This window comes from Variovorax sp. Varisp53, from assembly GCF_059491555.1.
The window spans coordinates 2,626,553-2,639,887 of record NZ_CP168512.1 but is presented as its reverse complement, the minus strand read 5'-3'; the positions used below and the strand labels follow the sequence as shown (position 1 = coordinate 2,639,887).

Sequence of the window (13,335 nt, the reverse complement as noted above, 5' to 3'; positions counted from 1 at the left end):
ACCAGATCACCTGAAAATTTCCGTATCAGATGCAAGGAGGCCGGTAGTCGCTCCGGGGCACGCCAACGTCTGATACGAAAATCTCGGGAGTGGTCCAGAACGACCGTATCAGAAGGAGGCCCATGAACCGCTACGAGAAGCTTGCCGACAACATCGCTCAGCGCATTCGCGCGGGTAGCCTGAAGGCGAACGATCGCCTTCCCTCCGTGCGCGAACTGAAGTCGCAGATGGGCATCAGTGCGTCCACCGTGTTCTCTGCCTACTACCTGCTGGAGGCGCAAGGGCTTGTCGAAGCGCGGCAGCGGTCGGGATACTTCGTCCGAGCGCGCGCGGAAGTGCCGGCCAACGAACTCGCCGCGAGCGAACCTGTCCTGCGGTCCATGTCGGTCGACGTCTCGTCGCTGGTCTTTCAGGTCCTTGCACAGGCTCGCGAGCGCGACATGGTCCCGCTCGGCTCGGCCTTTCCGTCGCCAGAGCTGTTTCCCTTCGAGCAACTTGCCGCCGGCCTGACGCGAGCGCTCAAGCGGATGGATCCCTGGCAGACCGTCGAGGATTTGTCACCAGGAAACGCCCTTTTACGCCATCAGATCTCCCTGCGTTACGGCAGCGTGGGGATGGATATTCCTGCGTCAGAACTGGTCATCACCAGCGGGGCGATGGAAGCACTCAATCTTGCGCTCGAATCGGTGACGCAGCCAGGCGACGTCGTGGCGATCGAAACGCCAACCTTTTATGCTGCGTTGCAGGCACTGGAGCGGCGCGGTCTTCGCGCGGTCGAGGTTGAGACCCACCCGCGAACAGGCGTGGATCTCGGCTCTCTTGCTCGCGTGATCGACCAGCATCCGGTGAAGGCCTGCTGGTTCATGCCGACCTTCCAGAACCCAATGGGCTGCACCATGAGCGACGCAGCCAAAGAGCAACTGGTCAGCATGCTCGCCACCCGCGCCATACCGCTGATCGAAGACGACGTGTACGGCGAGCTCGCGCATGGGCCTCGGAGACCGCCACCGGCCAAGGCCTGGGACCGGGCTGGCTGGGTGCTGCACTGCAGTTCTTTCTCGAAATCCCTGGCACCCGGATATCGCATCGGTTGGGTAGCGGGTGGTCGCTTTGCAGCCACTTTGGGTCGGAACAAGTTGATGAGCTCGCTGGCGACAGCACTCCCCTCTCAACTGGCGTTGCAGGAGTACCTGCAACACAAGAGTTTCGATCGTCACTTGCGCGCCCTGCAGCATTCGCTCAGTTGCCAGCAGGCTGCCTGCTTGCGACTTATCGATCGATACTTTCCGGCTGGAACGCGGGTCACGCGCCCCGAGGGTGGCTATTTCCTGTGGCTCGCGCTGCCAGAAGGTGTCGACACGCTCGCACTGCACCAAGACGCTCTTCGGCTCGGCATAGGCGTAGCGCCCGGCCATTTGTTTTCAGCCGACCGCCGATACACCCGGCACCTGCGCATTAACTACGGGTATCCCGGCGACCCGCGCTTGGAAGGGGCTATCAGGAGTCTTGGAGATCTCGCCAACGCGCAGCTTAAATCTACGATTGGAAAATCCGGGTCAAGCGTCGAAGAACGTTCGTCGAGACCCTAGTCGGCGTCAATGCAGTTCGACGTCCGTCGCCTTCGACTGACTCTCAACGTCACGCGCGCCGCTTCTATCCAGTCGTCGACACTTCGCCGCAAGATGGCACGAAACGCGAGCATCAGAACAGTGACATTCACCCGGCTCGTGCAGCTCCATCGCGATCTTGAAGATCCTGCGCAAATTTAGCTGCATGCGTACGGGTACGGACACAGAAGGCCTGCGCCCTCAGGATGCGGTCGCGTTGTGAGTCACTGGTGCCGGAATCGTAGGCTGGCTGGGCGCAGCCTCGCCCTCGCGCGGGCACCTGCGGATGGTGTTGCGAGAGAGCAGATCAGGGTTATCGTGAGGGTCAAACTTAGATGGAAATCAACATCTGGCAGGCCACGAGTCGTTCGCAGGCGTGGAAACACGGCTGCCGCGGTTTATTGAAGAGGTTTACAACGCCAAGCGGCTGCACTCAGCGTTCGGCGACCGCCCAACCAGCGAATTCGAATCCCAACTCGCTCAGCAGGTGGCTTAGTTCCGATGAACCCAGTGCTCCAGTCGATGGGGTTCAGTCCAAGCCGCTGCGTCGGCCCAGCTCGCCGAGCGCCCTGTACTCAGTCGGCGTCAGGCCCTTGCGTTTGAGGAAGTGCCTGTTGAAATTCGAAATGTTGTTGAAGCCGACGGCATAGCAGATGGCGCTGATCTGCCGGTCGCTATGGAGGAGCAACTGGCAGGCCTTGGCCACCCTCAGTTCGGCAACGAAGGCGGTGAATGTTCTGCCGGTAAGCTTGCGGAACTGGCGGGAAAGCGCCGCCTCGTGCATCCCGACCATGGCGCCGATCTCGGGCAGGCTGAATTCCTGCATGTAGTTCACCCGGAGGTAGTCCAGCACGGCGTAGATCTTTTCCGACCGGCAGCCAGCCAGGGGTTGCGCCTGCCCGTACTTCAGCTTCGTCAGGACCCTTGTGTCCTTCCATCGCGCGAGCTCGTCCAGAAGCGCCGAAAAAACCGAGAAACGCTCCAGCCCTCGGCTTTGCTCGATTCGCGCCAAGTACTTCATAGCGACTTCCCGGAACCCGACGAACTCGACGCCCTGATGGGCCCTGTCCAGAAGGCTTTCGGCCTCGCGCAGCTCCGGCAGCAGGACCATGCTCTTGCGCAAGGGTGCATCGGCGAATCGCAGAACGGGATTCGTCGCCGCGCGAGCGCTATCGGCCGTGCCCGTGAACCGAAAGTTGTGCGGCAGGCGCGGGCCGATCAGGACGACATTGCCCGATGCGAAGCTGTGGATCTCGTCACCGACGAAAGCACAAGCAAACGGAGCCATGATGACGTGGAGTTCGAAATCCTGGTGGTAACGCAAGCGCCCGGGTTGCCATGGCACGCCATGCTCCGAAAAAGACAGGCAGGAATTCATGTCGAACAGCGACTGGCGAGGCTGCAGGTTCCTCGACTGCTTGTCGTCGAATTCGGGAAGCTGCAGCAAGGGATTGCAATCTTCCCTACTGGCGGCAATCGCCGGTCGTCGGAATCTCGTCTGCATGATCTGAAGGCTATCTCGCCGGCGTCGACACCGATGTCCTGCGAACGCAGCGGGCGCCCGCCTATTTCACCGAGGAAACGATGGAAACGCCGTGGTCGGCCAGGTGCAGGCTCACCGGCGCGCCATGCGCCAAGGTCTGCCTGACTTCGGGCGACACCACGAAGATCTCGCCGAGCTGGCTGGAGAACGTGTACTCGACAGTGCTGCCGACGTAGGTTCTCTTGATCACCCGCGCCGCGAGGCCGTCGTTGGAGACGGGCCTGATGACCCAGGCCTCCGGACGCACCGCGACCTTCACGGGGCCCTGACCGATTCCCGCAGGTGCGGCGATGCTCAGGGTACCCAGGCCAACCCGTCGCTGTTCATCGCAAAGCCCATCGAACAGCATGGCCTCGCCCATGAAGCCCGCAACGAATTCGGATTGCGGCGATTCGTACAGTTCGTGCGGTGCCCCGCGCTGCGCGATCACCCCCTGATCCATCACGATGATGTGATCGCTGACCGCCAGCGCCTCGCTCTGGTCATGCGTCACGTAGGCCACCGTCAGGGAAAGGCGCTGCTGCAGCGAGCGGATCTCCTCGCGCATGGAGCGCCGCAGCCGGGCATCCAGGTTGGACAGCGGCTCGTCGAACAGGAGCACAGCAGGCTCCAGCGCAAGCGCACGCGCCAGCGCGACCCGCTGCTGCTGGCCACCCGAGAGCTCGCTGGGCATGCGCTCGTTCATGCCCTTGAGGCCCACGGTCTCGAGCATCAGCCCCGCCTTTTCCCTGGCCTGAGGCGTTGGCAGGCCTGACATGCGCAGCCCGTAGGACACGTTCTCGATGACGCTCATGTGCGGGAACAGCGCATAGCTCTGGAACACAAGGCTCACGTTCCGCAGCGCCGCACCGAGCGTGGTGACATCCGTGCCGTCGATGAAGATGCGGCCCGAGCTAGGGCTTTCCAGGCCCGCGATCATCCGCAGTGTCGTGGTCTTTCCGCATCCCGACGGTCCGAGGATGGTGGTCAGCGTTCCCTTCGGAACACCGAAGCTGATGTCCTTGACGACCATCGGCGCGCCGGCACCCGTGCCGTAGCTCTTGGAGACGTTCTTGAATTCGATGCCGTACATGAGTTTCTTTCGCTGGAGGATTGGGATCACGGCGATGCAGTTGCCGCCGGGCTGCGATTTACGTCGGACGCGCCGGCGGGTGTTGCCGCCGCGGAAGCTCTTCTGCCCAGGCGGCGATTGCCGACCCGCCACTGGACCAGGCCCGTGACCAGTGCCATCAGAACGATCAGGACGGTGCTGTATGCCAGGGCCACGCCATAGTCGCCCTGGCCCACTCGCCCGATGATGAAAGTAGTGGCCAGTTCCGTCTCGGCCGTCACGAGGAAGATCACCGCGGAAACGGTGGTCATCGATCTCACGAAGCTGTAGATGAGCGATGCGGCCAGAGCAGGCTTGAGCAGCGGCAGCGTGACCGACCAGAGCGTCCGCGCCGTCGAGGCGCGAAGCATCAGCGAGGCCTCGTCGAGCGACTTGTCGAGCTGCTTGAATGCCGCGGCACCGGCCCGCACGCCCACCGGGAGATTCCGGAAGATGAAGCACATCACGATGATCAGGCCGGTGCCGGTCATCTCCAGCGGCGGAACGTTGAACACCAGGACATAGCTGACGCCCAGGACGGTCCCCGGAATCGCGAAAGCCATGAGCGCCGAGAACTCGAACACGCCCTGCGCGCGGAACTGGACACGGGCCAGCAGCCAGGCGATCAGCAGGCCCATGCCCGCCGTGAGCGGTGCCGCAATCGCGGCCAGCCGCACCGTCGTGAAGAGCGAGTCCCAGGCCACGCCGATCCATTGCACGGCACCACCCTCGATCGCAACCTCGAAGGCGGTGCGGAAGTGGGCAAGGGTCGGCGAATAGTTCCGTCCCCAGGTCTGCACGAAGCCGCCGCAGAACGCGAAGACGTAGACAACCAGAGTGAAGATCAGCCAGGGCACGACCACGCACAGCGCCGCGCGCCGCAGCCCGTCGGGCAGGCGCATCGCAAGCCCTGCGTCGCCCTTGCCCGAGACGGTGGTGAAGTTCTTCCGGCCGAGGACGCGGCGCTGGAGCGCGAAGACGCCCAGGGCGAACACGGTGAGGATCAGCGCGAGCGCGGCTGCCTTGCCCTGATCGAACTGGGCGCCGACGATGGCGAAGAAGATCTCCGTGGACAGGACCGAGAACTGCCCGCCGACGACGATCGGGTTGCCGAAGTCGGCGATGCTCTCGATAAAGCCGACGAGAAACGCATTCGTGAGCCCCGGCAGCATCAACGGGAAGGTGACGTACAGGAAGGTGCGCCAGCCGCCCGCGCGCAGGGTCTGCGATGCCTCTTCGAGCGAAGGGCTGATGCCCTCGATGACGCCGCGCACGATCAGGAAGGCGATCGGTGTGAACGCGAACAGCTGCGCAAGCCAGACGCCGAACCAGCCATAGAACCAGCGCGTAGGCTCCACGCCGAAGGCCCACTCGATCAGTTGGTTGACGATGCCCGCCCTTCCGAACAGGAGGATGAGGCCCAGTCCCACGACGAAGGGAGGCGTGATGATGGGCAAAGGCGCGAGGAATCGAAGCGCGTTGCGGATTCTGGAGTCGCTGCGGTTCTCGATCAGGGCCAGCAGCGTTCCGAGCACCGTCGTGGTGAGGCCGGTCAACGTGGCCAGTGCCAACGTGTTCCACGCGACGCCGCAGCTCTGCGCGGAGTATGCGCAGCCGATGCCCCAGATCCGCTCGCTTGCGATCCGTGCGAGCCAGGCCGCGACACTGGGGTGGCCGCTGTCGTCGAGGAAGGCGCTGGACAACGACCTGAAGACCGGAAAGGCGACGAAGGTGACGAGCAGGCTGCTGGCGCCCAGCACCGCCGCCGCGACGAACAGGTCGCCGCGGAATGCACCGGTTCGCGCCATGCCGAATGCGGCCAGCATAAGAAGCGAACACAGCACCAGCATGGCCCCCCAGCCGAAACCTGGCTGGCTTGCGCCGTGGATCACGCTGGCCGCGGGCAATCCGATGGCGAAGCCCTGGAGAAGCATTCCCGCCACGCCCAGCGCGCTGCACCAAGCGAGGAGGCGGCCCTGGGCGCCCCCCGGCGCCATGCGCAGGGACACCAGCGCAACGAACAGCGGCCAGACCCCAACGGCAAGCCAGGGACGCCGATGCAGCAGGATCTGGGCGAGCGCGCTGGAGCTGTCGTGCCCGCCGAACAATTCGCCGATGCCCTGGAGTCCGGACAAGCCTTCGGGCAGCGCATACCAAGGGAGGACGCAGAAAGCGACGAGGCCGATGATCGACCAGACCGCGATCGGTCGGTTGTTGTCGTTGAGTTTCATGCCGGACCGATCAACGTGGCAGGGAATTGACCTCGCGGTCCCAGCGTTCGATCAGGCGCTTGCGCTCTGCCGATTGCCCGTACTTCGCGTAGTCGTAGTCGATGAGGCGGATCTTGCGGAAATCGGGAACATGGCTGTCCAGCCTGGCCGACTTGTTCGAGGGCAGCTGGTACTGATGCGCCGCGGCTGCCAGCTGCTGCGCCGCCGGCGTCAGGGCCCACTCATAGAACTTCCTGGCGTTGTCGAGGTTGCGTGCGCCCTTGACGATCGACATCGATCCGATCTCCGCGCCCGTTCCCTCGCAGGGTGTCGCGGTCGCGATCGGAAAGCCCTGCATCTGCTCGCTGGGCGCGTCATGGACGAAGCTGATGGAAACCGTGGTCTCACCGCGTGCCGCGGCCTTGATGGGACCCGTGCCGGAGCGCGCGTACTGCCCGACGTTCCTGTGCAGAGCCTTCATGTACTCGAAAGCCTTGTCCTCCCCCATCAGCTGCACCAGGGTCGCGATCATGGTGTAGGCGGTGCCCGAGCTCGTCGGGTTGGCAACCTGGATCTCGCCGCGCAGCGCCGGCGAGAGCAGGTCCTTCCAGCACTTGGGCTCAGGCAGCTTCTTCTTCGCCAGCAGCTCGGTGTTGAATGCAAAACCCAGCGGGCCGGAGTAGACGCCGACGGTCCGCCATTTCGATTGTTCGGCCTGCGACTGCGACCAGGCGTGGAGCTGCGGGAGGGATGGCGACTTGTACTCGAGCGTCAAGTCCTGCTCCGCGGCCTGCAGGTGGGGATCGCCCGTGCCGCCGAACCACACGTCGGTCTTCGGATTGCTGCGCTCCGCCAGCAGCTGCGCCAGCGCCTCGCCGCTGCCTCGCTTGAGCACATTGACCTTGATGCCGGAACTGCGGGCGAAAGTCGTGCTCATCAGCGAGCACCATTCGTCCTGGACGGAACAGATGACGTTCAGCTGGCCTGCGCCCTGCGCGTGGGCGACAGGCACGCCGGTCAGACCGGTCATGCCTGCCATGGCGAGGACCGCGAGAGCGGCAAGCGCGTTTTTCTTCTTCATGTTCGTCTCCTTGACGGTTGAATCCAGAGAAATTTGTGAAAGCACTGCCCCCAGCCACGCGAAGGCTGTGAAAAGGCATGGATTGAAGGACGCGGCAAGCGCAGCGATGCGGCACGCGGCGCCGTCGGCGGTCAGGGCCCCTGGCTCCAGCGAACCACGGCGTCGACGCCGATGACGCGGCCGCCGTCGACGCGGTTGTGGATCTCCATGGTCGCGCCCATGGCTTCCGCGATCTGCCGGCAGATGGACAGCCCCAGCCCAACACCGCCCTTGGTCGCCGAGAACGCCTGGAACAGCCTCGGGCGCAACGCATCGTCCAAGCCGGGCCCACCGTCCCACACCACCAGCTCGATCGTTGCGGCATAGGCGCGCATCAGGATGCCGAGCCGGCCGCCGTCGGGCGTGTGATGTATCGCGTTCGCAAGCAAGTTGCGAAGCAGCTCGCCGAGCATGAGCGGATCGCCGGTGGCGCCAAGCCCATCGTCGCCTTCGAGCGCGAAGTCCAGGCGCTTGGCCGCGACGAGCGGTGCGAGCTCCATTACCGCGTCCAGGGCCACGGCGTGCAGCAGCACGGTCCGCAGCCGGCCCGCACGCTTGATCTGCTCGAGCTTGCTCAGGCTGAGCAGCTGATTGGCCATGTCCGTCGCCCGATCCACCGTATGCAGCATCTGCGGCAGGATCTCGGAGGCCGGCACATCGCCCGCGATAGCCGACTGCAGCTGAGTCCGGAGCACCGACATGGGGGTGCGCAGCTGGTGCGACGCGTCGGCGAGGAAGCGGCGCTGCTCTTCCACCCATTCGCGCTGCCGCAGATGGAGTTCGTGCATGCGCGCCATCGCCGGGCGCAGCTCGGACGGCCCGTCGTAGAGACCGACGTCCAGTTGCGGCGCATCGAGGGCCTGGCGCGCACGCTCCAGCCATCGCGAGGTCATGGCCACACCCGAAATCACCACCAGGGACATGCCGGCGGCTGCCACGCCAATCCATCCGAGCAGCGGCCCGGGGAGCTCGTCCCAGACCTCGAAGCGCGCACGCATCGGTTCGGCAAACTGGACGACCACCTTCCGGTCAGGGTCGTGGGCGTCCTTTCGCAGGGCCGCTACGGCCCGCACGGATGTCCCGCTCCGCTGGCTCACATAGAAGCGGGGATCACCGGACTCCGGCAGGGTCGCGGTCCACGGAAATGCCTCGAGCATGCGGTCGCCCGCGACCAGGCTTCCGTCGATGGCACTGACCCGATAGAACGATGGCACCGGCGGCACCGGGCCCTGAACGCCTTGCATCTCGCCACCGCCTGCCGCGTCGATCCGCCCAAGCTTCGCGACGAGGCGGGCATCCTGCTCGCGCGCCAAGGTGATCAGGCCCGCCACCAGATGGACGAGCACGATGCACGCGATCAGGAGCCATAGCCCCCCGAGGAGCCATAGAAGCAGGAAGTGCCGAAGCGACCCAGCGCGCGGCGGTTGAAGCGGCGACTTCATGTCAAGGGGATGGACGCTGCGCCGCCACCGACGCGTCGTCGCACAACAGATATCCGACTCCCCGCAGGTTCAGCACTTCGACATTCGCGCCGACCAGTTTCTTCCGGAGCCGGTGTACGACGACGTCAATGGCGTCCGCCTGCGCCGCGTCCGCGCCGAACACCGCGTCCCTCAGTACCTCCCTGGGGACGACGTGCTCGACGCGTGACATCAGCTTTTTCAGGAGATCGGCCTCGCGCTGCGAGAGATCGAGCGGGCTCTGGTCCTTGTAGAAAACATTGGCGGACGCCTCGTAGCGCAGTCGTCCGCACCTGAACTCCCCGTCGCGCCCGAAGCGGCGGGTCAACGCGCCGACGCGCGCGATCAACTCCTCCAGGTCGAACGGCTTGGCCAGATAGTCATCGGCCCCGGCGTTGAGACCGGCGATCCGGTCCCCGACAGCGCCCCTGGCAGTCAGCACGAGCACCGGGGTCGCGTTTCCGTCGCCGCGCAGACGGTGAAGGAGCTCGAGCCCGTCGAGCCCGGGAAGCGAGAGGTCGAGCACGATGATGTCGAAGCTTTTCTTGCGAGCCGCGGCCAAGGCCTCGACGCCGTCGCTGCAACACAGCAGTTCGAAGCCGCGCGACGACAAGCTGCGGGAGAGCACCCCCGACAGGTCAAAGTCGTCTTCCACGAGCAAAAGCTTCATGGACGAATGGTGCCATCAAGGGTCTTGCCACGAACTGGGGCTTGCACCACGCACAGTCGAAAGACAGTCGAAAGAAAAACCGCCCGGCCTGAAGCCGATGCCGCCGGGCTCGCACTTGCGCCCCGGGCGACCGTCACGTTCATGGCCGCCGACATCCATCTTCCGGACTCGAGTCTTTCAACATGCTTTCGCACGACTACCGTGCTTTTCCTCTCGGTCCCGGCGCACGGCAACTCAATCATGGATTCGGGGCTGCGCATCTGGCTGCTCAGGTGTCCGCTGCCTCGCCCACCAACGACACATGCTGCAAAAGCATCAGGAGACACAGTGAAACGACGCCATTTTTTGATCGGAGCCGGCACTGCCGGATGCGCGCCCGCCTGGGCGCAAGGCACGCCCCAGGCCGCAAGACCGCCCGGGCCTCAGCCCACCGCCCGACTGACTTTCGGACTCATCAGCCCCCGGGACCCCGAAGTCATGCTGAAGAACTGGAATCCGTTCCTTGATCGGATGGCGCTTGCAACGGGCACCGCAATAGACCGGCGCGTGTTCGGTGCCGCCGATGAAATCGTAAAGGAATTCGCGGCCGGGAGCATGGACGTGGCGTGGCTCGGAAATGCTGCCGCGCTGGACATCGTGGAGATGGGGGTCGGCAGCGTATTCGCCACCATGGTTAACCAGGGCAAGGCCTCCTATCGCTCGATCCTCATCGTGCCGCGGGACAGCAAGCTGCGCGATCTCGAGGACCTGATCCGCACGGCCCCGCAGTTGCGCTTCGGCGACGGCGACGAAAAGAGTGCCTCCGGACATCTCGTCCCGATGTACTTCGCTTTCGTCAAGAAGGGAGTGATCGACCCGGCGGGACTGTTCAGGGAAGTCCGGCGCGCAAGCCACGAGGCCAACCTGCTGGCCGTTGCCAAAGGGGAGGTCGATGTCGCGACCAACAACACTTCGGAGCTGGACAACCTTCGCTCCCGGCGCCCGGCCGACGCCGCGAAGATCCGCGTGCTGTGGGAGTCGCCGGACATTCCCGAATCCCCGATGGTCTGGCGCACCGAGCTGCCGCAGCAGCTGAAACAGAGGATCGCCTCATTCACCTACGGATTCGGTACCAAGGATCCGGAGGAGAAAAGGATCCTCTGGGACATCAACAAACTGACCGGCTGGCGCCAGTCCTCGAACCGGCAGCTCATCACCATCGCGAACCTGGAAATGTTCAAGGCGAGCCAGCAGATCATGCGCGACCCCGGGCTGAGCGAGAAGGAGCGGATGCAGAAGGCCGGCGCGGTCATGCAGCGCGGCTCGAGGATGGAGCAGCTGCTGCGATCTACGAGCTAAGAATGATCTGAACAAGTCCACCGTCCTGCCACAGGACGTTGAAGAGGCGAAGGTGGAGTGCACCATTTGCCGCAAGGTTGCTCTTGTGGTGAAAGTTGTAGTAGATCGAGATTGACATGAATGCAGTAATTCAGGTCCGGAATGACTGGATTCTGTTTCACTGTCGAGTGACCGGTCTGCGCGCATGAGAGTCCTCGACCCTCGGCCCTCGGCCCGATCCTGCAGCGGAGAGAGAGATACACCGCCGGGCTATCGACCTGCTGCCAGCGCTTCGCCCAGCGAGGGTTGCCAATGCCTGGGCTGGATTTGTCGACAGCGCGCCAGACGGCGTGTCCGGCATCGGCGAAGCGCCTGGCATCCCAGGGTTCATCCTGGCCGCGGGGTTTTCCGGCCACGGTTTCGGTATCGGCCCCGGCGCGGGCCATCTCATCGGCGATCTGGTCACGGGTGCCGCCCCGATCTTCGATCCCATGCCGTATCGACCGGAGCGATTTAGCAGTCGGCATGGGGCAAGGTGGCTACTTTCAGGATCGCCTGAAACAAACGGCAGTGAGGCCGATGCGGCAACCTCAAGGGTTGTCGCGCCGCACGCTCCTCAGATCATGGCAAATCCACCCGATGCCCCGATCGTTTGACCGGTGACGAACAACGCGCGCTCGGAAGCAAGGAACGCGACAAAACCGGAGACATCGTCTGGCCTGGACAGCCGGCCTACCCCCTTCGAGATCGGATAGAGGTTCACCATTTTTGCAAGCAATTCGTTGTTCTGAATCGTCGCATCCGGATGCAACGGCCCATCCTTGATACCTTCATGCGAAACCGCACCAAGGGCAATCGAATTGACGGTGATCGCGTGCCGTCCATGCTCGCGCGCCAGCGCCTTGGCAAAGCCCGCGATGGCCGCTTTCGCGCCGGAATAGACGGCCATGTTCGCCTCGCCGATGCGGCCGGCCTCCGAGATGATGTTCACGATCCGGCCTCCTTTGGCGGCCACCATGCCGGGCAGCACGGCATGGCAGCAGTGGAAGGTGCCATAGACGTTGAGGTTGACGATCTTGGCCCAGTCGGCCACCGGCATGTCGACGAAGGCCGGCGTGCGCCCGCCCTTCTCGCGCCGCTCGGGAATGATGCCGGCGTTGTTCACGAGGATCTGCACGGGCGCATCGAAGTGCCGCGCAGCGGCTTCGACCATGGCGTGCACCTGGTCGGCCTGCGTGATGTCGGCGGGCGCGGCCAGCGCCTTGCCGCCCTGCGCCTCGATCTCGCGCGCCACGGCCTGCGCCCTTTCGGGGAACAGGTCGTTGACCACGACACGCGCGCCTTCGCGGGCGAGTTCGATGCAGATCTGCCGTCCCACGCCCTGGCCGCCGCCGGTCACCAGGGCGACCTGTGAGTCCAAACCGAGTTTCATGTGTGTTTCCTTGCTTGCTGTCGGATGAATGGAGAAATGAGGATGCGGGCGGGCGCTCTCAGCGCCCCTGGAACACGGGCTTGCGCTTCTCGACGAAGGCACGCATGCCTTCCTTGCGGTCCTCGCTGTCCACCAGGAGGGCCGCGGCATAGCGCTCGTACTCGAGGCCGCTGTCCAGGTCGGTCTGCATGCCGCGGTTGACCGCCCGTTTGGCGAAACGCACCGCCAGCGGCGGCATCTCGGCGATCTGCTGCGCGAGCGCGATGGCCGCCGGCATCAGTTCGGCGCCGGGCAGCACCTGCGTGACCAGGCCGTAGTCCAGGGCCATGGAAGCACCGATCTGGGCCGCCGTCAGCATCAGCGCCTTGGCGCGCGCCTCCCCGATCAGGCGCGGCAGCCGCTGCGTGCCGCCGGCAGCCGGGATCACGCCCAGCCGCACCTCCGGAAGGCCCAGGCGCGCATGGTCGGCGGCCAGCCTCAGGTCGCAGCACAGGGCCAGTTCCAGGCCGCCGCCGAGCGCGATGCCGTTGATCGCCGCGATGGTCGGCTTCTCGAACTCCTCGATGCCGCGGAACAGGTCGTGCGTCGCCTTCTGCGCGACGAAGAAGTCGGCGGCGCAGATCTGATGGTCGGCGCGCTCCTTGATGTCGGCGCCGGCACAGAAGGCCCGCTCGCCGGCGCCCGTGAGCACCACCGCGCGCACGCGCTGGTCGGCGCGGGCCAGTTCGAAGAATGCATGGGCCAGGTCGGGCTTCATCGTGCCGCCCAGCGTGTTCATGCGGTCCGGCCGGTTTAGCGTCACGACGGCCACGTGCCCCTCGACGCGGTAGGTAAGCGTCGGCAGGTCGACGTGGTCGGGCCAGGTGTTTTCAGACATGGTGTTTCC

10 protein-coding genes and 1 pseudogene are annotated in these 13,335 nt (G+C 64.7%); 3 read left to right on the top strand and 8 right to left on the bottom strand.

Annotated elements, in window-relative coordinates:
- The first annotated feature begins 122 nt into the window (after window positions 1-122).
- Window positions 123-1,589 carry an aminotransferase-like domain-containing protein gene (locus ACEOAB_RS12290; RefSeq protein ID WP_413748720.1) on the top strand — a complete coding sequence of 489 codons (1,467 nt, stop codon included), beginning with the start codon at window positions 123-125 and terminating at the stop codon, window positions 1,587-1,589.
- A 547-nt stretch (window positions 1,590-2,136) separates the two neighbouring features.
- Here the strand turns inward: ACEOAB_RS12290 and ACEOAB_RS12285 are convergent.
- From ACEOAB_RS12285 to ACEOAB_RS12260, 6 genes are all read right to left on the bottom strand, one after another.
- Window positions 2,137-3,054, bottom strand: a complete 918-nt coding sequence (locus ACEOAB_RS12285; RefSeq protein WP_413748721.1) for an AraC family transcriptional regulator — start codon at window positions 3,052-3,054, stop codon at window positions 2,137-2,139.
- A 118-nt stretch (window positions 3,055-3,172) separates the two neighbouring features.
- Window positions 3,173-4,222 (bottom strand): ABC transporter ATP-binding protein, encoded by a 1,050-nt coding sequence (locus ACEOAB_RS12280; protein WP_413334432.1) that lies wholly within the window; start codon window positions 4,220-4,222, stop codon window positions 3,173-3,175.
- Window positions 4,223-4,248: 26 nt separating this feature from the next.
- Window positions 4,249-6,471 carry an ABC transporter permease gene (locus tag ACEOAB_RS12275; RefSeq protein ID WP_413748722.1) on the bottom strand — a complete coding sequence of 741 codons (2,223 nt, stop codon included), beginning with the start codon at window positions 6,469-6,471 and terminating at the stop codon, window positions 4,249-4,251.
- A 10-nt stretch (window positions 6,472-6,481) separates the two neighbouring features.
- Window positions 6,482-7,531, bottom strand: a complete 1,050-nt coding sequence (locus ACEOAB_RS12270) for an ABC transporter substrate-binding protein (protein ID WP_082572361.1) — start codon at window positions 7,529-7,531, stop codon at window positions 6,482-6,484.
- Between the two features lie 131 nt (window positions 7,532-7,662).
- Window positions 7,663-9,012 carry a sensor histidine kinase gene (locus ACEOAB_RS12265; protein WP_413748723.1) on the bottom strand — a complete coding sequence of 450 codons (1,350 nt, stop codon included), beginning with the start codon at window positions 9,010-9,012 and terminating at the stop codon, window positions 7,663-7,665.
- A gap of 1 nt (window position 9,013) precedes the next feature.
- The gene (locus ACEOAB_RS12260) at window positions 9,014-9,700 is read right to left on the bottom strand and encodes a response regulator transcription factor (RefSeq protein WP_007831000.1); all 687 of its coding nucleotides are present in this window, start codon (window positions 9,698-9,700) and stop codon (window positions 9,014-9,016) included.
- A gap of 6 nt (window positions 9,701-9,706) precedes the next feature.
- Between ACEOAB_RS12260 and phnD the strand changes: the two genes are divergently transcribed.
- Both phnD and ACEOAB_RS12250 read left to right on the top strand, forming a co-directional pair.
- Complete coding sequence (gene phnD, locus ACEOAB_RS12255) at window positions 9,707-11,038, top strand: phosphate/phosphite/phosphonate ABC transporter substrate-binding protein (protein WP_495653755.1); 1,332 nt, start codon at window positions 9,707-9,709, stop codon at window positions 11,036-11,038.
- A gap of 200 nt (window positions 11,039-11,238) precedes the next feature.
- A pseudogene (locus ACEOAB_RS12250) lies at window positions 11,239-11,576 on the top strand (NAD(P)/FAD-dependent oxidoreductase); the annotation flags it as partial.
- Window positions 11,577-11,633: 57 nt separating this feature from the next.
- On the opposite strand, the gene ACEOAB_RS12245 reads toward ACEOAB_RS12250, so the two are convergent.
- Together ACEOAB_RS12245 and ACEOAB_RS12240 are read right to left on the bottom strand one after the other, a co-directional pair.
- Window positions 11,634-12,449, bottom strand: a complete 816-nt coding sequence (locus ACEOAB_RS12245) for an SDR family NAD(P)-dependent oxidoreductase (RefSeq protein WP_413748724.1) — start codon at window positions 12,447-12,449, stop codon at window positions 11,634-11,636.
- Window positions 12,450-12,507: 58 nt separating this feature from the next.
- Window positions 12,508-13,326, bottom strand: coding sequence for an enoyl-CoA hydratase/isomerase family protein (locus ACEOAB_RS12240; RefSeq protein ID WP_413748725.1), 819 nt, complete (start codon window positions 13,324-13,326; stop codon window positions 12,508-12,510).
- Window positions 13,327-13,335: the final 9 nt, after the last annotated feature.